19 protein-coding genes are annotated in these 22,885 nt (G+C 63.7%); 5 read left to right on the forward strand and 14 right to left on the reverse strand.

All coding sequences use genetic code 11. From position 1 onward, the window contains the following. The first annotated feature begins 184 nt into the window (after positions 1-184). On the forward strand, positions 185-2,920 hold the full coding sequence (locus ACQR1D_RS13945) for an NACHT domain-containing protein (RefSeq protein WP_434839499.1): 2,736 nt from the start codon (positions 185-187) through the stop codon (positions 2,918-2,920). Between the two features lie 170 nt (positions 2,921-3,090). On the opposite strand, the gene ACQR1D_RS13950 is transcribed toward ACQR1D_RS13945, so the two are convergent. Further along, positions 3,091-3,888 (reverse strand): NYN domain-containing protein, encoded by a 798-nt coding sequence (locus ACQR1D_RS13950; RefSeq protein ID WP_434839498.1) that lies wholly within the window; start codon positions 3,886-3,888, stop codon positions 3,091-3,093. A gap of 266 nt (positions 3,889-4,154) precedes the next feature. On the opposite strand from ACQR1D_RS13950, the gene ACQR1D_RS13955 reads away from it, so the two are divergent. Continuing rightward, on the forward strand, positions 4,155-4,556 hold the full coding sequence (locus ACQR1D_RS13955; RefSeq protein WP_434839497.1) for a hypothetical protein: 402 nt from the start codon (positions 4,155-4,157) through the stop codon (positions 4,554-4,556). A gap of 24 nt (positions 4,557-4,580) precedes the next feature. Here the strand turns inward: ACQR1D_RS13955 and ACQR1D_RS13960 are convergent, their stop codons facing one another. Together ACQR1D_RS13960 and recJ are read right to left on the reverse strand one after the other, a co-directional pair. Continuing rightward, positions 4,581-4,994: a hypothetical protein gene (locus ACQR1D_RS13960; RefSeq protein WP_434839496.1), complete on the reverse strand. Its 414-nt coding sequence runs from the start codon at positions 4,992-4,994 to the stop codon at positions 4,581-4,583. A gap of 886 nt (positions 4,995-5,880) precedes the next feature. After that, entirely contained in the window at positions 5,881-7,722 is a 1,842-nt protein-coding gene (gene recJ / locus ACQR1D_RS13965; protein ID WP_434839495.1) for a single-stranded-DNA-specific exonuclease RecJ, read from the reverse strand. A gap of 309 nt (positions 7,723-8,031) precedes the next feature. Here recJ and ACQR1D_RS13970 point away from each other — a divergent pair, with 309 nt between their 5' ends. Continuing rightward, positions 8,032-9,120 (forward strand): methyl-accepting chemotaxis protein, encoded by a 1,089-nt coding sequence (locus tag ACQR1D_RS13970; RefSeq protein WP_315800106.1) that lies wholly within the window; start codon positions 8,032-8,034, stop codon positions 9,118-9,120. A gap of 10 nt (positions 9,121-9,130) precedes the next feature. Here ACQR1D_RS13970 and ACQR1D_RS13975 read toward each other — a convergent pair whose 3' ends face one another. The 5 genes from ACQR1D_RS13975 to ACQR1D_RS13995 form a co-directional block, all read right to left on the reverse strand. Then, the gene (locus ACQR1D_RS13975) at positions 9,131-9,850 is read right to left on the reverse strand and encodes a haloacid dehalogenase type II (RefSeq protein ID WP_315800107.1); all 720 of its coding nucleotides are present in this window, start codon (positions 9,848-9,850) and stop codon (positions 9,131-9,133) included. Positions 9,851-10,006: 156 nt separating this feature from the next. Continuing rightward, positions 10,007-11,008, reverse strand: a complete 1,002-nt coding sequence (gene glpX, locus ACQR1D_RS13980) for a class II fructose-bisphosphatase (RefSeq protein WP_315712118.1) — start codon at positions 11,006-11,008, stop codon at positions 10,007-10,009. A 204-nt stretch (positions 11,009-11,212) separates the two neighbouring features. Beyond that, positions 11,213-12,532 carry a homoserine dehydrogenase gene (locus tag ACQR1D_RS13985; RefSeq protein ID WP_315800108.1) on the reverse strand — a complete coding sequence of 440 codons (1,320 nt, stop codon included), beginning with the start codon at positions 12,530-12,532 and terminating at the stop codon, positions 11,213-11,215. 39 nt (positions 12,533-12,571) lie between these two features. Next, positions 12,572-13,792 (reverse strand): LL-diaminopimelate aminotransferase, encoded by a 1,221-nt coding sequence (locus tag ACQR1D_RS13990; protein ID WP_315800109.1) that lies wholly within the window; start codon positions 13,790-13,792, stop codon positions 12,572-12,574. A gap of 233 nt (positions 13,793-14,025) precedes the next feature. Beyond that, complete coding sequence (locus ACQR1D_RS13995) at positions 14,026-14,262, reverse strand: hypothetical protein (protein WP_315800110.1); 237 nt, start codon at positions 14,260-14,262, stop codon at positions 14,026-14,028. A gap of 323 nt (positions 14,263-14,585) precedes the next feature. Between ACQR1D_RS13995 and ACQR1D_RS14000 the strand changes: the two genes are divergently transcribed. Both ACQR1D_RS14000 and ACQR1D_RS14005 read left to right on the forward strand, forming a co-directional pair. Beyond that, positions 14,586-16,391, forward strand: coding sequence for a PHA/PHB synthase family protein (locus ACQR1D_RS14000; protein ID WP_315800111.1), 1,806 nt, complete (start codon positions 14,586-14,588; stop codon positions 16,389-16,391). A 73-nt stretch (positions 16,392-16,464) separates the two neighbouring features. Next, complete coding sequence (locus tag ACQR1D_RS14005) at positions 16,465-16,863, forward strand: MAPEG family protein (RefSeq protein ID WP_315800112.1); 399 nt, start codon at positions 16,465-16,467, stop codon at positions 16,861-16,863. 7 nt (positions 16,864-16,870) lie between these two features. Here ACQR1D_RS14005 and ACQR1D_RS14010 read toward each other — a convergent pair whose 3' ends face one another. From ACQR1D_RS14010 to ACQR1D_RS14035, 6 genes are read right to left on the reverse strand one after another with little or no spacing between them, the layout of a single operon-like run. Next, positions 16,871-17,920, reverse strand: coding sequence for a LacI family DNA-binding transcriptional regulator (locus tag ACQR1D_RS14010; RefSeq protein WP_315800113.1), 1,050 nt, complete (start codon positions 17,918-17,920; stop codon positions 16,871-16,873). Continuing rightward, a complete protein-coding gene (locus ACQR1D_RS14015; RefSeq protein ID WP_315712128.1) occupies positions 17,917-18,561 on the reverse strand; it encodes a ThuA domain-containing protein in 645 nt (214 codons plus the stop codon). Before ACQR1D_RS14015 ends, ACQR1D_RS14010 begins: the two co-directional genes overlap by 4 nt. A gap of 10 nt (positions 18,562-18,571) precedes the next feature. After that, positions 18,572-19,669, reverse strand: coding sequence for a Gfo/Idh/MocA family protein (locus tag ACQR1D_RS14020; protein WP_315800114.1), 1,098 nt, complete (start codon positions 19,667-19,669; stop codon positions 18,572-18,574). Positions 19,670-19,691: 22 nt separating this feature from the next. Next, entirely contained in the window at positions 19,692-20,540 is an 849-nt protein-coding gene (locus ACQR1D_RS14025) for a carbohydrate ABC transporter permease (protein WP_315800115.1), read from the reverse strand. After that, positions 20,533-21,471, reverse strand: coding sequence for a carbohydrate ABC transporter permease (locus ACQR1D_RS14030; RefSeq protein ID WP_315800116.1), 939 nt, complete (start codon positions 21,469-21,471; stop codon positions 20,533-20,535). The genes ACQR1D_RS14025 and ACQR1D_RS14030 overlap by 8 nt, the downstream gene beginning before the upstream one ends. 1 nt (position 21,472) lies before the next feature. Then, positions 21,473-22,732, reverse strand: a complete 1,260-nt coding sequence (locus ACQR1D_RS14035) for an extracellular solute-binding protein (protein WP_315800117.1) — start codon at positions 22,730-22,732, stop codon at positions 21,473-21,475. Positions 22,733-22,885 lie beyond the last annotated feature (153 nt).

The raw sequence follows: 22,885 nt of genomic DNA on the forward strand, positions 1-22,885 counted from the left end.
TTGCTCTGCCGACGATACATCCGAAATCCCACGCACGAGCAGTTCAGCCACCTGCCGACCATTTGGCACTGCCACACGGCCGAGCTGTATTTTCTCGATCGCTCGACCCACAAACACTTATGCGCTACAATTGGGTGGTTGCACAGATATCATTGCCAGATATCCATCCCGCGGGGCTCCTCCCATGAACGACCCCTTGATCGATGCCATCGTAGCCATTGGGACTAACATTGTTTCTTCTGTACTTTATGACTGGGCTAAGCAGAAGATACCCGCCACCCGAGTACGCTTCTTTCCCAACTCACTACTTCTGTCTCGCGACTCGTTACGCGATCTCGATCGGCGAGTAGATCAATATCTTAAGAACAAGCGATGGCAGCATAGCTCACACCCCATCTTATATTTGTATTTTTCGTCAGACACACCAACAGACATCGATCGCTTAAAGCCGCTCGTACTGGCAGCGCTTTTTTCAGAGCCGTACCCTACTGAGATCTGCAAAACAGAACTTGAGAGGTTACAGAAAATCGAACTCGACCGGATCGCTGCTCAATACAAAAACAAGCGAAACGTTGCCCTACCAGATACGACTAACTATGAGCTCGACGACATCGATTTTGAACAGTTCAACAACAACAACATTAGAGACTTGAAACAATCGTTATTTGAAAAGGACGAAATCACCAGAGTCTTTATTTCGCGTGTATTGAATTCAGAACGAGCGCTTTCCACCAACCAGACGCCAGATGCAACACCTGCTGATGCGCAACTAAAAGAATACTGCGAAGAAATGGTCGCAAAGACCTCGCGATTGATGATGACCGGCATCGATGCATTTCTGCGGCAAGAACAGATAGAGAGCCAGCTAGAAGCTTCATTTGTCTCTCTGTATCTAAGAGAGATGTGGGACAACTCCGCCGAGTGCGTGAGCGAGAACGCCGAGCAAGTATTCCGTCAATTCAAGTACGTCATCGCACGGGGTGACGCAGGAAGCGGAAAGACGACGCTGCTCCAGTGGATCTCCCTGCAATGTGCGCGCTCCGTTCTGCGCGCCCCACTCGTCTCGGGCCCAACAAGTGGCTGGACTGCGATCGTTCCGATCCTCATTCCTTTACGGCGGGTTGTTTCAAACCATTCCCGCCGCGTGAACGTATCTGACTTTGTCATTCTATCAACAGATAGCATTGACCTCGACCGCAAGCTAGGGCCAGTCTGGATAGACTCGATCCTTCGTACCCGCAATACACTCGTGATGTTCGACGGGCTCGACGAGCTTAGCTTCAAGGATCGATCCGATTTCTGGAAGTTCTTGACTGACTTTTCCAACAAGTTTGACAAGGCCAAAATAATCATTACATCGAGACACCTCTCCTTTACACATACATCAGACGGAAATTATAAGAACATCTTCTCGATGACCGCCAAAGAGTTCTCCGAACACCGATGGGAATGGAATCCTCCGGCCGGCTTCATCGACTTTCAAATAGCTCCGCTAAATCGAAGTCAAATACACCTGTTTATCCAGCGTTGGCACCAAGGCCTTTCTCGAGAACTACTACACCCTGATATCACCGAGCAGCTAGAGACATATCCACAGACACTTATTGAGGTGCTGAGCAGCAGCAAGCATGAAGACGTCTTATCTCTCTGCAAAATACCCTTGCTATGCGCTCTCGTCTGCATCGTAAACCTATTTAGCCAAGGCCGCCTGCCCGATTCCATTCGAAAGCTTTACACTCAGTCGGTTCGCATCCTAAGCCAGACGCGAGATGAGATTCGAAACGTTCCATCTGCAATTGAATATCGTTCCCTAAGGCAACCGCTCCGAACCGATTTACTCGGCCACATTGCGCTCACGATGCAGGAGGGCGTTTCCCGGACCAGTCGACAAATGACGCTTGAAGTCGACAAAAAGGAGGTTCTGATCTGGATAAAAAACTACAAAAACAAGTCAGCCCAATCCACTATCACCTTATCCGAAGAAGACATTTTGCGATTTTATACGGAGCGGAGCAATATTCTGCGCGAGCCCACCCTAGGCAAGATTGACTTCATTCACCGAAGCTTTCTGGAGTACTTAGCGGCGAACGAATTTGTCAGGCGAAGAGAGGTCTTTTCACTAGGGCCGCTACTCTTTGATGATTCTTGGACTGGCGTACTCAAATTCATGATGGATACGGAAGATGGTGGGGCGTATTTTGCGGGTGCCATCATTGACTTAATTGTAACGTCGGGCGCGACCGCTTCAGCGAAGCTTAGTCGTATTTCCGAAATACTGTCATACTCCAACCGCCTTCCAGATTCGAAGCACGTGCAGATACGAGGTCTGCTGACTGAAGTGTGGCCTCCAGATACGGTAAAGGCCGGACAAGTGATTCGCGGATTCACGAACTTGCCCGCGGAATCCCTGATTGATCTTTTGGAATATTCGCTAGTAAAAGATCTCGATCCATCTGTAAGACATTTCGTCGCGGAACTAATATGTAGCCACGGCGATCAGCGAATTCGAAACGTGTTGAGGTCCGGGTATCTTGAGGACACTTCACCCGAGGTTGCTTTAGTTATCAACAACCGGAAATGCGCTCATCTCAGCGCTCACCCCGGCCTTTGGCCAGCGCTTGCCTATCTCACACGCGTTGGGCATGCAGAAACGACCGACGTATTTTGCGACGACGTCAATGAACTTGTCCAGGGCTGGCAAACTCACACCACATTCTATCTCACCATTTCAGACCCGAAGCAGTGGGCAGGCCGCATAATAGTAGGACCGTGGACTCGACACCTCGATAAGTTGCGACAAGCCGATTTTGTTCAATCGATCGTTATCGAGGACTCAACGAGAGAGATCGTCGAGCGTGTGCAGCAACTGACTTCGGTCTGGGGAATACCGCGGATCGAGTCCACTACGTCGCCGCCCTAGGACGGCAGTATTTGCCACTCGCAGAGATAGTCATTTCGGCCCGAACTGAAGCGAGGATGCAAGCATGCCTGACCGCGACCTGCTTCAACGCCGGCGGCGCCAGCGGCAGCATTGGCGATCCGCGACTTCCCAGACCAAGCTCCGCACAGCGCAGCTCCGCGCCGGTTGAATCACGTCTTGGCCGCCGCCTCGCGGGGGCCGGACCTCGACGCCCGCGCCTTGGGCTGCGACGCGCTGGCCGCCTTCACCCGGATGCGCACCGAGCCGCCGCCCTTGGCCTGCTCCTCGATCTCGAAGGCGCCGGTCTTGCGAACGAGATCGCTGAGCTTGCGACAGCCATAGGTGCGCGGATCGAAGTCGGAGACCAGGTTGGTGAGCTGCTTGCCGACCTCGCCGAGCGCGACCCAGCCGTCCTCGCTCTCCATCTGCGTGATGACCTTCCTGATCATCGGCGTCGCCGCGCTGATCGGCAGCAGCGACTTCGGCGCCGCGGCGCTGTCCGCATCCTTACTGCCCGTCGCGTCGCTGCGCAAATTCTCCGTGTAGATGAACCTGCGGCAGGCCTGCCGAAAACTCTCCGGCGTCTTCTGCTCGCCGAAGCCGAACACGTCGGTGCCCTGCTCGCGGATGCGCGCCGCGAGACGGGTGAAGTCGCTGTCCGACGACACCAGGCAGAAGCCGTCGAAGCGTCCACTGTGCAGCAGGTCCATCGCGTCGATCACCAGCGTGATGTCGGAGGCGTTCTTGCCGGTCGTATAGGCGAACTGCTGCTGCGGCACGATCGCGTGACGCGCCAGCGTATCGGCCCACGGCTTCGAGCGCGGGCTGGAGAAGTCGCCATAGATCCGGCGCACGCTCGCCTCGCCGATCTTGGCGATCTCCTCGAACAGCCCGTCCGCGATCTTGGCCGAGGCATTGTCGGCGTCGATCAGAACGGCAAGACGCGGCGAGCGAGGTTCGGATGGCATCGGATAGTCCTCAAGGTAGGCCCTGTTCTTATTCCCTTATACGCGGGCCGACATCCAGCCGGATGATTTTCTTGAGACGAACGGCATGGCCACGGGGCGACTTGGCACGGCCCGGGGCGTAGCCAGCGGAGACAGCCCGCAGCGCTCCCCACCATTCGTACACGAACAAATTCCGGGTTCCCGGCCTGTTCTGGCGGTTGTTTTCACCTTCTCTTAATTTGCGTCGCACAACGATGCGCGCGACCCAACGGTGGGATCTACGGCAGATGATGAAAGAAGGCACCTATTCAGCCTGGTTCAGGACCCCCAAGGGCCAGGGAACGGGCATCGTCGAGCTGGTCGGTGGCAGGATCTGCGGCGGCGATACCGTGCTGAGCTATGCCGGCAGCTACGAGGCCCATGGCGATCGTTTCACCGCCATCATCAAGACCAAGCGCCATGCCCCGGGACAGCCGTCGCTGTTCGGCCCGGACGAGCTGACGCTCAGCCTCGAAGGGTGCTGCCGAGGCACGCCCGTCACCTGCTCCGGCTATGCCGCGGAAGCTCCCGACGTGCCGTTCGAGGCGCTTCTGCTGTTCTCGGCGTCCGACGACGCCGCGCCCCCGCCAGCGCCCCGGCCGACGCCGAGATTCAATCCTGATCAACTCCCGAAGCCATCCTGGCGCTGAGCTTCCGACGCGGCCCGCCGGCTGTCACTGCGGCTTCGTGTGGCGCATGCTGAGATATCCGCCAACAGCGCCCAGCACCGGGCTCAAGGCGATGAGGGCCAGCTGCGTCCCAAGCCCGCCACGGCCGCCAAACATCGCGTACGCGCCGAACCCCATGCACAGGATCGACGAGAGAGCTCCGTTCAAGATGTCGTCGTGCTTGGCAAGCCGCCCAGACACGTAGCCGCCCAACACGGAGCTGAGGGCTCCGAACGTGAACGACAACGCCTTGAAGAGATTGCTCGCCATCAGTGCACGCGGATCGGAGGCCGCGAGCTCCGCCGCGGCCGATCCCGACACGATGAAGACGAGGATCGTCACGGGATAGATGGCAAGGTTCGTCGACAGAATGTCGACGATATTTCCGATCACGACGCCCTTGAACGATACGCGATTCATCTAGCCCCCCTCAGCCGCCTGCGCACCTTGCCGAGCCGGTCAAGAGCGTGCAACCGCCTCGCGCGTGCGCATCCTCGACGTTCGCCAAAGCGTGCTGCACCTGGCGCGCTGCCCCGGGGGCCTCAGTTCTCCAATCACGTGGCGCCATGCCGCATCGCTGCGCCAATCGAACCCATTCCGCAGGACAATCAGCCGCCTGCTTCCTTCAGCTCTCGGGAGCCAACTTTCCGCTTGCTTTTATTCCGAAAATCGGAAATAACATCCGGGTCTCGTCCTCATGAGAGGGGCGCTTCGCGATCGTCATGAACGTGGAGGGCGGGATGCGGTGGCCGCGATCGTGTCGCAGCGTGCTCCATGCGCGCGGACGAACGGCAGGTTGCGGACGTGAAATCGCGTGGTCCTGGCGCCCCGAAGCTGGCGCCAAGTCGTCGGGTGATGATGAGCCCTGAGGGCGACGGTGGCTAACAAGCCGGACACCGGGGAGATCGCGTATAAGCGTGAAAACCATCGCGCAGGGAATGCCGGTTGATCGGCCTACCTGTGGTGACTGCCGCCTGCTTTTTGTTTGCAGGCGGGCCATGGGTGAGGCCTTCACCCGGCATTCCCTGCGCCCTCTCCTATCAAGAGGGGGCTTTGACGATGCATCACTCGGGCGCGAATGCGCGGCGAGATCGAGCGGTCATGCGAGGCACGATGCGTCCCACACATTCCGCTGTCGTCCCGGCCTCCGCGCCGGGACCCAAACCCAGAGGGCGCAATGTGAGGCACGATCGGCGCAGGCATCTCGTCCTCACAACAACGGCTGCGGCGTATGGCTCCCGGATCGGCGCTTCGCCGACGCGAGCGTCGGCTAAGCTTGTCCGGGATGACAGTCGACGTGGAGCTGCTACCTGATCATCGCCGGCCCGTGGTCCGGCACGGCGACGTCCAGCACGCGCAGTTGCACGCGCTCGACGCCCTGGTAGCGGTCGACGGTGAGGGTGCCGGCGACGTGCAGGACCTGGCCGCGATGCTGAACCAGGGCGTTGCCGAGCTTCTGGCCGACCGAGCGGAATGCGATCGCATTCAGGGCGGCGCCGTCGCCGGACTTGAAGCGCAGCTTGAGATGCGCCTGCCCGACCTCGTCGGCGTAAACCAGCTGATGCGACGGCAGCGCCACGATCGGCTCGGGATTGCCGCTGCCGAAGGGACCGGCGCGATTGAGCGTCGCGACCAGCTCGGGCGTCGCGGCGCGCGCGCTGATGGCGCCGTCGATCAGGATCTCGTTGACGTGACGTGCGTCGGCGACGTCGGCGGCGAGCGCGCTTTCGAGAAAGGCGCGAAACTCGGCCAACCGCTCCTTGCGCAAGGTGACGCCGGCGGCCATCGCGTGCCCGCCGCCCTTCATCAGGATGCCCTGCTCCACGGCGTGGCGGACGGCCTTGCCAAGATCGACGCCCGGAATCGAGCGGCCCGACCCGGTGCCGATGCCGCCCGGCTCGAGCGCGATCGCAAACGCCGGCCGGGCAAACTTTTCCTTGAGCCTGGACGCGACCAGCCCGACCACGCCGGGATGCCAGCCTTCGGACGCGGTCACGATGACGGCGCCCTTGTCCTCCAGCCCGAGCGAGGCCAGCGCCTCCGCTTCGGCCTGCGCTTCGGCCTGCTGCTCGATGATCCGGCGCTCGCTGTTGAGCCGGTCGAGCTCGGCGGCGATGCGCGCGGCCTCGGAGATATCGCTTTCCAGGAGCAGGCGCACGCCGAGATCGGCGCGGCCGATGCGCCCGCCGGCATTGATGCGCGGTCCCAGCATGAAGCCGAGATGCCAGGCTTCGGGCGGACCGTTGAGCCGGGCGACATCCATCAGCGCGGTGTGCCCGACATGGTCGCGCCGGCGCATCGCGATCAGGCCCTTGGCGACGAAGGCGCGGTTGAGCGCGATCAGCGGCGCGACGTCGGCGACGGTGCCGAGCGCGACGTGATGCAGCATGCTGAGCAGATCCGGCTCCGGGCGCGTGCTGCTCCAGAAGCCGCGGCCGCGCAGTTCGCGATTGACCGCAACCAGCGTGACCAGCGTCAGCCCGACCGCGGCGAGATAGCCGAGGCCGGAAAGATCATCCGGCCGGTTCGGATTGACCAGCGCCTCGACCTCCGGCAGCTCCTCGCCGCATTGATGGTGATCGATCACCACCACGGACATGCCGAGCCGCCGCGCCTCCGCCAGCGGCTCGAGGCTGGTGGTGCCGCAGTCGACCGTCACGAGCAGCGTCGCGCCTTTGCTTGCCAGCGCGCGGATCGCCTCGACGTTCGGGCCATAGCCTTCGAAGATGCGGTCAGGAATGTGGATCAGCGGATCGAGCCCGCAATGGCGCAGATGCCAGGCGAGCAGCGCCGCCGAGGTCGCGCCGTCGACATCGTAGTCGCCGAAGATCGCGACCGTCTCGCCCTTGACTGCGGCGTCGGCAATGCGCTGCGCCGCCGCCTCCATCTGCGTCACCGTGAACGGATCCGGCATCAGCTTGCGGATGGTCGGATCGAGGAAGTCGTTGACCGCGTCGATCTCGACGTCACGCCCGGCGAGCACGCGCGCCAGCATCTCGGGCAACTGATAGCGCTGCACCATCGCAAGCGCGCGCGCCGCGCCGCGCGCATCCAGCCGGTCGCGCCACAATTTGTTGGTCAGCGACAGCCGCACACCCAGGAACGCCGGCGGGGCGCTCAGGGGCAGTGCAAGGGCGGATGGTGCCATGATGCGCAGGGCCTCGCTTGCAGCGCAGCGATTCGAAACGGACGCAATCGAATCTACAGCAACTGGCCTGCCACAGCAGGTTCCATCCATGAAACCCACCAGAATCGTCCCAGAACTTGGCGGAACTCACAGGAAATCCGGGAAATGCCGCCCATATACGCCTGGTTGCCTAAAATTCGAGCTGCGTTCAATGGAGTGCATTAAACAGCCGTTAGGCGAACTCCGTAACATTTCAATCAATTATTACGTCCGATTTGTCCGCCCTCTTCGTGCCGACCAGGAGGCGCGGCAACATGGAGTTCATTGCCGATGCTGACCGCGCCCGAGTCGAAGACGCAGCCCTCCGCCGCTCCGGCACAAACGACTCCCAAGGATGACGAGACCGACGTCTCGGCGCTGATCGCGCGGCTCACCGGCGAGGTCAATCAGATCGCCTGCGAGAAGACCAAATCGATCCAGCAGATCACCAACCAGATGAAGATGCTGGCGCTGAACGCGCTGATCGAGAGCTCGCGGGTCGGCGCGCAAGGCGCAGGCTTCGCCGTGGTGGCCCAGGAGGTGCGCGCCGTCGGCCAACTCGTCGAGACCATCGCGCGCGAGCTGGAGGGCCAGCTCACGACGCGCACCGGCAATCTCAAGAGCTCGATCGAGCGCATGACCGAACGTGCGCGCGGGGAGCGCATGGTCGATCTGGCGCTGAACGCGATCGAGCTGATCGACCGCAATCTCTATGAGCGAACCTGCGACGTGCGCTGGTGGGCAACCGACTCCGCCGTGGTCGATTGCGCCGCCGCTCCGGACGCGGCGCGTGTCGCTCATGTCTCCGAACGGCTCGCGGTGATTCTCTCGGCCTACACGGTCTATCTCGATCTGTGGCTGTGCGATCCCAGCGGCAAGGTCATCGCCAACGGCCGCGCCGACCGCTTCAACGTCGTCGGCCAGAGCGTCGCCGACACCAAATGGTTTCGCGAGGCGCGTGGATTGCGCTCGGGCGACGACTACGTCGCCGGCGACGTTGAGTGCCAGCCGCTGCTCGGCAACGCCCAGGTCGCGACCTATTGCGCCTCGGTCCGAGAGGACGGCAAGGCGCATGGCAAGCCGCTCGGCGTGCTCGCCATCCATTTCGACTGGGAGGCGCAGGCGCGCGCGATCGTCCAGGGCGTGCGCGTCAGCGAAAGCGACAAGGCGCGTGTGCTGCTGGTGGACTCCAATCTGCGCGTGATCGCATCCTCGGACGGTCAGGGCATTCTCAGCGAGCGCGTGTCGCTGAAGCTCGATGGCAAGCGCAGCGGCTTCTATCAGGATGCGTCCGGACGATTGGTCGCGTTCCACGCCACGCCCGGCTACGAGACCTACAAGGGGCTCGGCTGGTACGGCGTGATCGTGTCGGGCGCGTGAGGCGGGAGGATCAGCAGCCCAAGCGGTCGGCGATGCCGTTGAAATCATCGGCAACGATGTCCCAGGCCCCGGTGGCGTCGAAGTCGCGGCTCTGCAGCGGGCCGTATTCAGTGGGACGGGCGACGAAGGCGGTCTTCAGGCCGTAACGTTGTGCCGCCTCGAGATCGTTGTTGTGCGCGGCGACCATCATCACCTCGCCGGGCGCAAGACCCAGCAGACGCGCGGCGCCGAGATAGGTCTCGGGGTCGGGCTTGTAGTGCGCGAACAGCTCGGCGGAGAGGATCAGGTCCCACGGAAGGCCTGCGAACTTCGCCATGTTGGTGAGGAGCGCGACGTTGCCGTTGGAGAGCGGCGCGATGATGTATTTGGACTTCAGCCGGGTCAGGCCGGCGACACTGTCGGCCCACGGATGCAGCCGGTGCCAGCCGCGGGTGAGATGATCGAGATCGGCTTCGGTGAGCCCGGTGATGCCGAGCTTGGCGACCAGCGTCTCCAGCGAACGGCGATGCAGGACGTCGAGGATGACGTAGCCGCGCTCGGGGTGCTTGCGGACCTCGTCCATCGAGCCGACATAGAGCCCGCGCCAGCCATCGACCAGCGCGGTCCAGTCGCCCTGGATGCCGCGGGTCTTCGACCACGCGGTGAAGTCGTTGATCAGGCTGGTGCGCCAGTCGACGACGGTGCCGAACACGTCGAACACCAGCGCCTTGACCATGGACAGATCGGACATGCTGAATCGCTCCCCGACTTCGTCATTCCGGGATGCCTGCGAAGCGCGCAGACCCGGAATCTCGATCTGCGAGCTCGGGATTCCGGGTTCACGCTTTCGCCGTCGCTCTACGAGCTTCGGCGGACAAGTCGCGTGCCCCGGAATGACAGGGTTGGATTAGTCGAGGTGGAACTTCGCCAACTGGCGGTGCTCGGCGCGGATGTAGCGCACCGTGCCAGTGACCGAGCGCATCACGACGGTCTCGGTCTCGATGACGCCGTCCTTGCGGAACTTGACGCCGGAGAGCAGCGAGCCGGTGGTGACGCCGGTCGCCGCGAACAGGCAGTCGCCGCGGGCCATGTCCTCGATGCCGTAGATCATCTTGGGATCACCAACGCCCATCTTGTGGGCGCGCTCGCGCTTCTCCTCGGTGTCGAGGATCAGGCGGCACTGCATCTGGCCGCCGATGCAGCGCAGCGCCACCGCGGCCAGCACGCCCTCAGGCGCGCCGCCGGTGCCGAGATACATGTCGACGCCGGTATTGTCCGGGTCGGCGCAGTGGATCACGCCGGCGACGTCGCCGTCGGTGATCAGGCGCACCGCGGCGCCGGTCGAGCGGACGCCCTGGATGATGTCGGCGTGGCGCGGACGGTCGAGCACCAGCACCGTGATCGCGCCGGGCTCGACGCCCTTGGCCTTGGCGAGCCGGCGCACGTTGTCGGCCGGCGTCGCGTCGATGTCGACGACACCCTTGGCGTAGCCGGGGCCGACCGCGATCTTCTGCATGTACACGTCGGGGGCGTGCAGCAAGGTGCCGCCATCGGCCATCGCCATGGTCGCGATCGCGCCCGGCATGTTCTTGGCGCACAAGGTCGTCCCCTCGAGCGGATCGACCGCGATGTCGACCTTGGGGCCGGCATTGAGGCCGACCTTCTCGCCGATGTAGAGCATCGGCGCTTCGTCGCGCTCGCCCTCGCCGATCACGACCGTGCCTTCGATCGGCAGCTTGTTGAGCTCGCGGCGCATCGCATCCACGGCCGCCTGGTCGGCCGGCTTCTCCTGGCCGTGGCCGCGCAGCCGCGCCGCCGACACCGCCGCCCGTTCGGTCACGCGCACCAGCTCCAGCGTCAGGATGCGCTCGAGCAGCAATTGTTGCGGGACAGAAATCTGCGTCGACATCGATCAACTCCTCAAGACGTCAAGGCGGACATCCGCCATCAAAATCTACCGCTCGCACGCCGCCCCCCTGGGCGGCATCCGGGTCAGGCGGTCGGCACGAACGGCCGCTCCCCGCCTGTCTACTCTCCCGCTTTGAGCATGAACCTATACCAAACGCCACGCGTTTGTTTGAGCAGGGACAAGCGGTTCCCTGGGCATCATGCGCTAGTTCTTCTCGATCCGGATGACCTGGGGCTTGCCGCTGATGACCTTGTCGCGCTGCACCGCCTGGAGCGCGCGATGCACGGCATCCTCGTGTGTCGCATAGGTGATCAGGATGACCGGCACCGGCGCCGACTTGCCGGCCGTCTTCGCCGGCTCGCTGCCGTTGGGATGGCGCTGCACGATCGATTCGATCGAGATCTTCTGCTCGGCCAGCCGGGTGGCGATGGTGGCGGCGGTGCCGGCATGGTCACGCGCCATCAGGCGGATGTAATAGCCACCCTCGTGCCGCTCCATCGGCGCCTTCTCGGTCGCCTGCAGCTTCTCGACCGGGCGGCCGAACGGCGCGGCGCGGATGCCGCGCGCGACATCGGCGATATCGGCCACGACCGCGGAGGCCGTCGCGGCGCCCCCTGCTCCCGGACCGACCAGCGTGATCGGCGGGATACCGTCGCCGTCGATCGTGACCGCGTTGGTGACGCCCATCACCTGGGCGATCGAGGAGGATTTCGGCACCATCGTCGGATGCACCCGCTGCTCGATGCCCTTGGCGGTCCGCACGGCGACGCCGAGCAGCTTGACGCGGTAGCCGAGCTCGGCCGCCGCCTTCAGGTCCTCCGGAGCGATCGAGGAGATGCCTTCCACATAGATGGATTTCTCCGCCACCTGGGTGCCGAAGGCGAGGCTCGCGAGGATCGCGAGCTTCTGCGCGGTGTCGTGGCCATGAATGTCGAACGACGGATCGGCCTCGGCATAGCCGAGGCGCTGGGCGTCCTTCAGGCACTCGTCGAACGACAGCCCTTCCTGCTCCATCCGGGTCAGGATGTAGTTGCAGGTGCCGTTGAGGATGCCATAGACGCGGCTGATGCCGGTGCCGGCGAGACCCTCGCGCAGGGTCTTGATCACCGGAATGGCGGCGCAGACGGCCGCCTCGAAATTCAGCGCGCCGCCATGCTTCTCGGCCGCCTTGGCGAGCTTCAGACCGTGCTTTGCGATCAGCGCCTTGTTGGCGGTCACCACCGACTTGCCGGCCTTCAGCGCGGTGTCGATCGCCGACAGCGCAGGATCGCCGGCGCCGCCCATCAGCTCGACCAGGCAATCAACCTCCGGATCCGAGGCAAGCGCCAGCGCATCCTTGGCCCAGGTGATGCCGGACAGATCGATGCCGCGCTTCTTGGCCTTCGACCGCGCCGTCACGGCGACAACCTTGACCGGGCGCCCCGTCCGCTCGGTCAGCACGCGCGCCTGACGCTCGATGAGACGAACGACCTCGACACCCACGGTGCCGAGGCCCGCGATGCCCACTCTCAGGGGTGCGACCATGGAATCAAAGAACCTGTCGAAAGGAAAGTACGGGAGGGCTCAGCGCCGGTTGGCGATGGGAACGACGTTGTGCAACGTTTCGATCCCGCTTTCAAGGAAGCGGCGGACACCGCGCGCGGCCTGCCGAATGCGCTGCTCGTTCTCGACCATCGCGATGCGGACATAGCCCTCGCCATGCTCGCCGAAGCCGACGCCCGGCGACACCGCGACGCCGGACTTCTCGACCATGAGCGTCGCGAACTGCATGCTGCCGAGGCTCTTGAACTTCTCCGGCAGCGGCGCCCAGGCGAACATCGAGGCCTCGGGCGACGGGATCTCCCAGCCGGCCCGGCCGAACGACTCGACCAGCGTGTCGCGGCGCTTGCGATAGACGTCGCGCATCTCGCGGATGCAGTCGTCGGGGCCGTTGAGCGCAGCGGTGGCCGCCACCTGGACCGGCGTGAACGCGCCGTAGTCGAGGTACGATTTGACGCGCGCGAGCGCCGCGATGATGCGCTCGTTGCCGACGGCAAAGCCCATGCGCCAGCCGGCCATCGAATAGGTCTTGGACATCGAGGTGAATTCGACGGCGACATCCATCGCGCCGGGCACCTGCAGCACCGACGGCGGCGGGTTCTTGTCGTCGAAATACACCTCGGCATAAGCGAGGTCCGAGAGGATCAGGATCTCGTGCTTCTTCGCGAATGCGACGAGGTCGCGATAGAAGTCGAGGCTCGCGACATAGGCGGTCGGGTTGCTCGGATAGCAGACGATCAGCGCCAGCGGCTTCGGAATGGAATGGATGATCGCGCGCTCGGCCGCCTCGAAGAATTGCGGGGTCGGCTCGGACGGCACCGAGCGGATCACGCCGCCCGCCATCAGGAAACCGAAGGCGTGAATCGGATAGCTCGGATTCGGGCAGAGGATGACATCGCCCGGTGCGGTGATCGCCTGCGCGACGTTGGCAAAACCTTCCTTCGAGCCCAAGGTCGCCACGATCTGAGTGTCGGGATTGAGTTTCACCCCGAAACGGCGGTCGTAATAGCCGGCCTGCGCCCGGCGCAGTCCGACGATGCCGCGCGAGGCCGAATAGCGGTCGGTCCGCGGCTTGCCCAGGGTCTCCTTGAGCTTCTCCAGCACGTGCGGCGGCGCCGGGAGATCCGGATTGCCCATGCCGAGATCGATGATGTCGGCCCCGGCATTCCGCGCGGCCGCCTTGGCCCGGTTGACCTGCTCGAACACGTAAGGCGGCAAACGGCGGATGCGGTAAAAATCTTCCATGGGTCTCTCGGCTCCGGCAACCGGGGGCGGATTCGCCAGCAGGGCTGGCGCTGCGGCGGCGTTCGCCATGCCTTGAAACCGGTGCTGGATCAGGAGTTTAGCACGGGCTCGCGGCTTGGCTGGCAACGACACGCGGAGGTGTTGATTCCGGTTGTTTTATCATGGCCGCCGCGCCGCGCCAGACAATTACGCCGCGCCACGCGGCCGATCGCCCAGCCTTTGTCCCGGGCCGGTCATTTGGGCCTGACGCTGGTACCCGCCGAAGCCTGGCGGTCGCGCGCCGCGAGCAGCTCCTTTTCGATCTTGTCGCGCTCCTGCGGCGAGATGATCGGCGCATCGCGGTCGCGCGGCACGTCGTTGACGGGCAGATACCCACCCGGCTCCTTGGGTCGGGCGACGGCATCCGCGTCGAGCGAAGGCATGTCCGCGATTGGACTGGAGCACCCGGCAAGCGCGAGCGCGCCGAACACGACGAGTCCCGCAACAAGGGCGCGCCGTCCCGACCTCCAACCTCGCCCCTGCGTCCCCACGCGCACGTCCCTCAGCCCCCAACTTCCAATCGACGGTCCCCGGCCCGACCGCAGCGCGGCGCATTTTGCCGCAGCACAACCAATTGTCACTCGAAACGTGACCGGCTTGAACAGGAATTTCATCCAGCTACGTGATCATGATGTCGGAAGCGAGAGAAATTTTTTCGCAGCGCAACAATCAAAAATCGAATTTGCCGCAAACTCGCGGATTATTGATCTCGCGCGGTGACGAAACGATCCCGACGCGATAGTGTGATCGAGCCATGACCGACGTTCAGAACAGCAGCAATCCAGAAAAAACATTCGATGCGGAAGCGTTCGCGATGAACATCGCGAAGGCCATGGAAAGCAGCGGCAAGGCGCTGTCCGCCTATCTGAAGCCGCGCGAGACCGGCGAGGTTCAGGACCGGCCACCGACCGAATTGACCGAGGTCGTCAAATCCTTCACCGCGGTCGCCGACTACTGGCTGTCGGACAAGGATCGCGCCAGCGACGTCCAGACCAAGATCGCCAAGGGCTATCTCGATTTGTGGGGCTCGGCCGCGCGCCGTCTCGCCGGCGAAGACGCGCCCCCGGCCATTTCGCCCTCGCCGCGCGACAAGCGCTTCGCCGATCCGGAATGGAAGTCGAACCAGTTCTTCGATTTCGTGATGCAGGCCTATCTGCTGACGACGCAATGGGCGCAGGACCTCGTCCACAATGCCGAAGGCCTCGATCCGCACACGCGCAAGAAGGCCGAGTTCTACGTCAACCAGATCACCAATGCGCTGGCGCCCTCGAATTTCGTTCTGACCAATCCTGAGGTGCTGCGGCAGACGGTGGCGTCGAGCGGCGATAACCTGGTGCGTGGCATGCAGATGCTCGCGGAGGACATCGAGGCCGGCAAGGGCTCGCTCAAGATTCGCCAGTCCGACCCGGCCAATCTCGAGGTCGGCGTCAACATGGCGACGACGCCGGGCAAGGTCATCTTCCAGAACGACATGATGCAACTGATCCAGTACGCGCCGTCGACGGAGAACGTGCTGCGCACGCCGCTGCTGATCGTGCCGCCCTGGATCAACAAGTTCTACATCCTCGATCTGCGCCCCGAGAAATCCTTCATCAAATGGTGCGTCGATCAGGGCCTCACGGTGTTCGTGATCTCCTGGGTCAATCCCGACAAGAAGCTCGGGACCAAGACCTGGGAGGACTACATGAAGGAAGGTCCGCTCACCGCGATGGACGTCATCGAGAAGGTGACGGGCGAGATGAAGGTGCACACGATGGGCTATTGCGTCGGCGGCACCATGCTGGCGACGACGCTGGCCTGGCTCGCCGACAAGCGCCGCCAGCGCGTGACCTCCGCGACCTTCCTGGCCGCACAGGTCGACTTCACCCATGCCGGCGATCTCCTGGTGTTCGTCGACGAGACCCAGATCTCGGCGCTGGAACGCGACATGCAGGCCTCGGGCGTGCTCGAAGGCAGCAAGATGGCGATGGCCTTCAACATGCTGCGCTCGAACGACCTGATCTGGTCCTACGTCGTCAACAATTACCTGAAGGGCCAGGCGCCGCAGGCGTTTGACCTGCTGCACTGGAATTCGGACGCCACGCGGATGTCGGCGGCGAACCATTCCTACTATCTGCGCAACTGCTATCTGGAGAACCGGCTGACGCAGGGCACCATGGTGCTCGACAACACGCTGCTCGACCTCTCCAAGGTGAAGGTGCCGGTCTACAATCTCGCCACCCGCGAGGACCACATCGCGCCGGCCGACTCCGTGCTGTACGGATCGCAATTCTTCGGCGGTCCGGTAAAGTACGTGCTGTCGGGCTCGGGCCACATCGCCGGCGTCGTCAACCCGCCCTCCTCCGGCAAGTATCAGTACTGGACCAATGACCAGATCCACGACATCTCGCTGAAGGACTGGATGAAGGGCGCGCAGGAGCACAAGGGCTCGTGGTGGCCGGACTGGCGCGAATGGCTGAGCCAGCTGGATCCGGAAGAAGTTCCCGCACGCGACGTCGGCAGCGAGGCCTATCCACCGCTCGAGGATGCGCCGGGCTCCTATGTCCGCGTCCGCGCATAGCGTGATCCGCCGCGATTGACTATAACCGCTCCGTCCCGCCGGGACGGGACGGGAATCAGTTGAGGGGATCTCGATGACGCGCGAACTGTTCTGGCTGACGCTCACGGTCATTCTGACCGGCCTGCTGTGGGTTCCCTACATCCTGAACCGCTGCCAGGTCCGCGGCCTCACGGGCGCCATGGCCAATCCCTCCCGCAACGACAAGCCGCACGCACCGTGGGCCACGCGGCTGATGTTCGCGCACGACAATGCGGTCGAGAACCTCGTGATCTTCGCGCCGCTGGTGCTGATCCTCAATGCGATCGACTACTCGACCAAATGGACCGTGCTCGCCTGCGCCGTCTATTTCTGGTCGCGCGTCGCTCACGTCATCGTCTACGCGATCGGCCTGCCGGTGTTCCGGACGCTGGCGTTCGTGGTCGGCTTCGCGGCACAGGCTGTGCTCGCGGTCGCGATCTTCGGCTGGCTCTAGCGATCCGCTAGGGCAGATTGTCCCGCAGGAAGATATCGATGCGGATGCGCTCCTGATCGGGACTGATCGGCTCCCCCGAGCAGTGCGCGAGCAGGACGCGCGCCGCCGAGCGCGCCTCGTGGCCGGGATCCTGGTTGATGATGGCGTCGCACGTGCCGCGGACCAGGAACCTCCTGGTGTGCTGGGTCAGCTCATGCGTGATCCACACCACCTCGCGAGCCCGCCCTGAGGCCTCCAGGGCATCGGCGATGCCGCGATTGCCGGCGCCGCAGCAATAGATGCCGAGCAGATCCGCATGGCGCGCGAGCAGCGCCGCGGTCAGCTCCCGCGTGCGCTCGCTGTCGTCGCGGCCCTCGATCACGGGCAGCGCCCGCAGGTTCGGATATTCGCTGGAGAGGATCTGGTTGAAGCCGAACTGCCGCTCGGCATGATCGCGCAGCGACAGAGATCCCGCGATCACCGCGACCGTTCCCTCGCGACCGCCGAGATAGCGTCCCATCAGGGTGGCGGCGGTTCGCCCCGCGGCCGGATTGTCGATCCCGACATAATGCAGGCGGCGCGAGCTGGGCGCGTCCGAGACCAGGGTCACCACCGCGACACCGCGCGCGGTGAGCTCGTCGATCGCGGCGCGCACTCTGGGGTGATCGAGCGCGATGACCGCAACGCCCTGATAGGCCGGCGACAGGTTCTCCAGCGCACCGGCCAGCACGTCAGGATCGAACACGTCGACGTGGAGGATATCGATGAAGCCGCGCTGGCCGGCCAGCCACTCCGCCGTGCGCTGGACCTGCTCGGTCAGGACGGTCATGAAGCTGTTGCCACCGGTCGGCAGCACGAAGGCAAAGCGGAAGCTCTGGCCGCGCGCGAGCCGTGCCGCGGCGACGTCGGCGCGATAACCCAGCTTGGCAACAGCGGCCTCCACCCGGGCAACGGTCTTGGCACGCACGCCCTCGCGCCGGTTGATGACGCGGTCGACGGTGGCGAGCGACACGCCCGCCGTCCGCGCGACGTCCTCCAGCGTGGCCCGGACCGGCAACGGGTTCGCGTCAGCCGTCACTCGCGCGCCGCCCATAACATGCCGCGGGTCATCAACGTCCGGATCTCCGGCACGTCGAGCTCGTAAGCGCGGTGGCCGAGCGAGGAATAGAACACCCTGCCCGCGCCGTAGCGCTTCTTCCAGACCACCGGCATCACCACCCCCTCGATCCACGGGGCGTGCTCTCCGGTGAAGGTCGTGGTCGCCAACACCTCGTTGGCCGGGTCGACGTGCATGTAATACTGCTCGGAACGGTGCTCGAAACTTGTCAGGCCCTTCATGATGGGATCGTCCGGCCGGGTCAAGTCGACCCGGTAGTCGATGATATTGCCGGGATGGGCGACCCATTGCCCGCCGCACAGGAACTGGTAGTCGACCGAATCGCGGAAGGCATCGCACATGCCGCCATGATGGCCGGCGAGCCCAACGCCGCTGCGCACCGCCGCGCAGAGATTGAGCGCTTCCGCCTTCTCGATCTTGGACATCGTGTAGATCGGGATGATCAGCGACAGATCGTGGATCGCAGGATCTGCGAATGCAGCCGTCGTGGTCTCGATCCGCACCTCGAAGCCTTCCGCCTTGAGCCAGCCGCGGATCATCGAGGCACAGAGATCGGGGTCATGTCCCGGCCAGCCGCCCCACACAATCATTGCCTTGCGCATGTCTCTGTCCTCAGTCGATCTGTCCGGTGTCGCGTCCAACCGGCAACATCGCCGGCCGCTCCACGCGGCTCTCGATCTTGACCCGCCGGCCTTCGTTCGCGGAGGTCTGGAACGCTTCCATGACCTCCAGCACGTGGAACGCGAGCGCGCCGCTGGCGCGATGCGGCCGGTCGTTCAGGATCGCGGTCGCCATGTCGGCGACGCCGATGGAGCGGAACTCGCCGTCGATGTGACCATGCGTCAACGGCATCGTCTGCCAGTCGCCGCCGGTCCTGGCGACCTGGACCTCGCCGCCGAAGCGGTTGGGGTCCGGCACCAGCATGCTGCCCTCGTCGCCATAGATCTCGATGGGGGCGTGCCGGTGCTTCGGGACGTCGAAGCTCATCGTGACCGAGACCACCGCACCGCTTTCGAATTCGAGCGTGCCTGCGACGTGCGTCTGCACCTCGACCGGAATCAGCGTGCCGCTCATCGGCTGGCTGGTGACGAGGCGCTCCGCTCGCGGGCGCGCGGTCGAGCCCATGACGCTCGCCACCGGGCCGAGCAGTTGCACGAGATCGGTGATGTAGTACGGCCCCATGTCGAGCATCGGCCCGCCGCCGCGCAGATAATAGAAGCCCGGCGCGGGATGCCAGCGCTCATGGCCGGGGCAGCCGAAGAAGGCGCTACCGGCCACGGGTGTGCCGATCGCGCCGTCGTCGATCAGCTTGCGTGCGGTCTGGTGTCCGCCGCCCAGGAAGGTGTCGGGCGCGCAGCCGACGCGGAGATTCTTCTGCGCGGCAAGCTCGATCACCTTGCGGGCCTCGGCGACGTCGATGCCCAGCGGCTTCTCGGAATGCACGTGCTTGCCGGCGTTCAGCACGGCGAGACTGACGTCGGTATGGGCGAGCGGCACGGTGAGATTGATGACGATCTCGACGTCATCGCGCTTCAGCAATTGATCGACCCGCATCGCCGGCAGGCCGAAGGCCGCGCCCTGCCGCTCGGCGGCGTCGCTGCGCATGTCGGCGAGCGCCTTGATGTCCAGAACGGGAAAGCGCTGCGCGGCCTTCAGATACGCCGTGCTGATGTTGCCGCAGCCGATGATGCCGATGCCGACTTTTCTCATTGGGGTCTCCGTGAGGTCTCGTTCATCCCTTGACCGCGCCCGATGTCAGGCCGGCAACGATGTGCTTCTGCGCCAGGAGGAAAAGGACGATCGTGGGCAGGATGGTCAGGGTGATGAAGGCGAGGATCAGGTGCCACTCGGAGGAATATTCGCCCTGATAGACCATGATGCCGAGCGGCCAGGGATACAGCGCGTCGGTGTTGAGCATCACGAGCGGCAACAGATAGGCGTTCCAGCTGTTCACGAAAGTGATGGTGCCCACGGTCGCCAGGATCGGGCGCGACAATGGCAGCGTCACATAGCGGAAGAATTTGACGTAGCTGCAGCCGTCGACCAGCGCGGCCTCGAGCAGCTCGTAGGGGATGTCCTTGAAGAAGCGGCGCAGCAGCAGCACGCTCATCGCAAGGCTGAAGGCGACCTGCGGCAGCGCGACGCCGAAATAGGTGTCCAGCAGCCCGAGATCGCGCACCTTGATGAACAGCGGCAACACCGCGGTCGCCGCCGGAAACAGCAGGCCGAGCGTCAGATAGCTCAACAGCATCGAGCTGCCGTAGAATCGCACATGTGCAAAGGTGAAGGCCGCCATCGACGCGACGATGAGAGTCAGGACCACCGTCAGCGTGGAGATGATCAGCGAGTTGCGCAGCAGCTGCCAGTAGCGCCCGGAGAACAGGATGTCGGCATAATTCTGCCACTCCCAGCGCTGCGGCAGGCCAAACGGATTGACGCGCAGTTCCCCGAGCGACTTGAAGCCGCCCAGCAGCGTCGCGAGCAGCGGCACCAGCACGAAGATGGCGACGATCGCGAGGAACACCGCCTTGAACAGCACGGCGGGATCGAACGGCGCTTGGCTCGTCTCGGCACTATTCATCGCGCATGAACCATCGCTTGTAGGTGAAGGCAAATGTCACACAGATCACGAACAGGATGACACCGATGGCGCTGCCATAGCCGACCCGCATGCGGGAGATGCCGTTGTTGTAGAGGAAGCTCACCATCGTGTTCGAGGAGTCGGCGGGGCCACCGCGGGTCAGCGGCATCACGAGATCGAACAGCTGCAGCGAGCCGACGATGGCGAAGAACACCGACAGCCGGATCGTCGGATAGAGCAAGGGGATGACGACATGGCGCAGGCTCTGCGTCCGGGTGGCTCCGTCGATCCGTGCCGCCTCGATCAGGCTCTTGTCGATGCTTTGCAGCGCCGCGATGAACAGCATCATGTGGAAGCCGAAATACTTCCAGACGATCACGATCAGCACCGCCAGCATCGCCGTGTCGGTCGAGGCCAGCAGATGCGGCGGCTCGGCGCCGAAGCTGCGCCAGATCGACGCGACCAGGCCGTAATCGCCGTCATAGACGAAGCTGAAGATCAGCCCGGTCGCGATCTCGGCGAGGATATAGGGCATGAAGAACAGCATGCGCAGCGCGACCGCGCCGCGAAACCGCTCCGCGAGCATCAGGGCCAGTGTCAACGCCAGCGGCAGCTGGACGCAGAGCGAGACCGCAATGATCAGGCCGTTGTTGCGCAGCGCGAGCCAGAAGGCGCGCGTCTCCAGCACGAAGCGGTAGTTGTCGAAGCCGATCCAATGGGTCGGCCGTCCGAATCCGTTCCAGTTGAAGCCGGAGTACCAGGCGGCCTCGCCGATCGGCAGCACCACGAACAGCGTGAACAGCAGCAGCGCCGGCGGCAGGAACAGGACCAGGACGGTGAAGCGGCCGTCCCAGCTCGGGCCGCGCACCGCGCGCGCGGAGAGCGATGCCGGCGACACCATCGCCGGCGAGCCCGCGATCGGCCGCGCCACGTCAGTTGCCCTGCTTCCGCGCCGCCTCGATCGCCTGGGCGGCGTCCTGCGGGGTCATGCTGCCGCCGGCAATCTCCGCGGAGACGTCATTGACGACACGGCCGACGGAGGGACCCAGGCTCTGGTCATAGAAGTTCTGGTGATAGTTCGATTTTGCCAGATTGGACGCGATCAGCTTCATGAAGGAATTGTTGAGGCCGGCGTCGGCGCCCTGCACCACCGGGATGATGAAATTCCCTGCCGCCAGCCGGGTCTGGACGTCCTTGGAGATGAAGTACTTCAGGAAATCGACCGCTTCCTTGGGCGAGCCCTTGGTGACCAGCCAGCCGGTGATGCCGCCGAGCGTATCCGTCGGCGCGCCCTTGCCGCCTTGCACGACCGGAAAATCGAACCAGCAGATCTTGTCTTCGCTGAGGCCCACCTTGTCGGCGGCGAGCGCCCGCTGCAGGTTGTAGACGGAGCTGATCGCGAGCGTCATCGCCGCCTTGCCATCGCCGAAATAGCCGACCGCCTGCGGATTCTTGAAGCCAAGAAAGCCGTTCTGGAACGGCTGGAGATCGACGAGCTGCTTGAACAGCTCGCCGGACTTGACGAAGGTGTCGCCGGCAAAGCCGCCATTCTCGCCGCGCAACGCCGCGTCGAATGCCGGCTTGCCGCCGATGCGGACCGCCAGATGCGTCCAGTAGAAATGCAGCGGCCATTTGTCGGCGCCGCCGACGACGATCGGGGTCACCCCCGCGGCCTTCAATGCCTTCACGGCGGCCAGCAGATCATCCCAGCTCTTGATGGCAGCCGGATCGACCTTCGCCTTGGCCATCAGCTCCTTGTTGCAGACGAAGCCGACCTGCGACAGCGAGATCGGCAGGCCGTAGACATGGCCGTTGTCGGTGAAGGCCGCGAGCGCCGCCGGCGTCACGCTGTCGCTGTAACCCTTCACCTGGTCGGTGATGTCCTCGAGGACGCCGGCCTCGATCTGCGCCTTCAGCACGCCGCCGGCCCAGCTGTAGATGATGTTCGGCCGGTCCTTGGATTGCAGGATGGTCGGCAGCTTGGCCTTGTAGGCCTCGTTCTCGAGGAACTGCATCTCGATCTTGGTGCCGGGATGCGACGCCTCGTAGGCGCGCGCCACCTCCTCCCAGATCTTCACCTGGGCCGGATTGACCTCGATATGCAGCCATTTCACCGTGGTGTCGGCGCTTGCGGCGGTCGCACCAAGCAGGCATGCGGCAGCGGCGAGTCCCAGCTTCGCGAGCAGTCCCATCGGAATCCTCCCAACCGTCTTCTTTGTTGCGGTAATCCTGTCCTCATTTTCTGAGGTGCGCAACTGAAATTCTGACAGTGAGAACCTCAAGGATGAGGTGTTCGCGTTTGCGATACGTATTGCAGGCGGGAGAGACGGCTAGCTGAGCTGGGA

It is taken from the genome of Bradyrhizobium sp. HKCCYLRH2047 (genome assembly GCF_051168175.1).
In the GTDB taxonomy this organism is placed as follows: Bacteria; Pseudomonadota; Alphaproteobacteria; order Rhizobiales; family Xanthobacteraceae; genus Bradyrhizobium.

Excerpts from the sequence above, each read along its gene's own strand:
- ACQR1D_RS13945 (WP_434839499.1), top strand. The coding sequence starts at position 185 with ATGAACGACCCCTTGATCGATGCCATCGTAGCCATTGGGACTAACATT.
- ACQR1D_RS13950 (WP_434839498.1), bottom strand. The coding sequence starts at position 3,888 with ATGCCATCCGAACCTCGCTCGCCGCGTCTTGCCGTTCTGATCGACGCC.
- ACQR1D_RS13955 (WP_434839497.1), top strand. The coding sequence starts at position 4,155 with ATGATGAAAGAAGGCACCTATTCAGCCTGGTTCAGGACCCCCAAGGGC.
- ACQR1D_RS13960 (WP_434839496.1), bottom strand. The coding sequence starts at position 4,994 with ATGAATCGCGTATCGTTCAAGGGCGTCGTGATCGGAAATATCGTCGAC.
- recJ (WP_434839495.1), bottom strand. The coding sequence starts at position 7,722 with ATGGCACCATCCGCCCTTGCACTGCCCCTGAGCGCCCCGCCGGCGTTC.
- ACQR1D_RS13970 (WP_315800106.1), top strand. The coding sequence starts at position 8,032 with ATGCTGACCGCGCCCGAGTCGAAGACGCAGCCCTCCGCCGCTCCGGCA.
- ACQR1D_RS13975 (WP_315800107.1), bottom strand. The coding sequence starts at position 9,850 with ATGTCCGATCTGTCCATGGTCAAGGCGCTGGTGTTCGACGTGTTCGGC.
- glpX (WP_315712118.1), bottom strand. The coding sequence starts at position 11,008 with ATGTCGACGCAGATTTCTGTCCCGCAACAATTGCTGCTCGAGCGCATC.
- ACQR1D_RS13985 (WP_315800108.1), bottom strand. The coding sequence starts at position 12,532 with ATGGTCGCACCCCTGAGAGTGGGCATCGCGGGCCTCGGCACCGTGGGT.
- ACQR1D_RS13990 (WP_315800109.1), bottom strand. The coding sequence starts at position 13,792 with ATGGAAGATTTTTACCGCATCCGCCGTTTGCCGCCTTACGTGTTCGAG.
- ACQR1D_RS14000 (WP_315800111.1), top strand. The coding sequence starts at position 14,586 with ATGACCGACGTTCAGAACAGCAGCAATCCAGAAAAAACATTCGATGCG.
- ACQR1D_RS14005 (WP_315800112.1), top strand. The coding sequence starts at position 16,465 with ATGACGCGCGAACTGTTCTGGCTGACGCTCACGGTCATTCTGACCGGC.
- ACQR1D_RS14015 (WP_315712128.1), bottom strand. The coding sequence starts at position 18,561 with ATGCGCAAGGCAATGATTGTGTGGGGCGGCTGGCCGGGACATGACCCC.
- ACQR1D_RS14020 (WP_315800114.1), bottom strand. The coding sequence starts at position 19,669 with ATGAGAAAAGTCGGCATCGGCATCATCGGCTGCGGCAACATCAGCACG.
- ACQR1D_RS14025 (WP_315800115.1), bottom strand. The coding sequence starts at position 20,540 with ATGAATAGTGCCGAGACGAGCCAAGCGCCGTTCGATCCCGCCGTGCTG.
- ACQR1D_RS14035 (WP_315800117.1), bottom strand. The coding sequence starts at position 22,732 with ATGGGACTGCTCGCGAAGCTGGGACTCGCCGCTGCCGCATGCCTGCTT.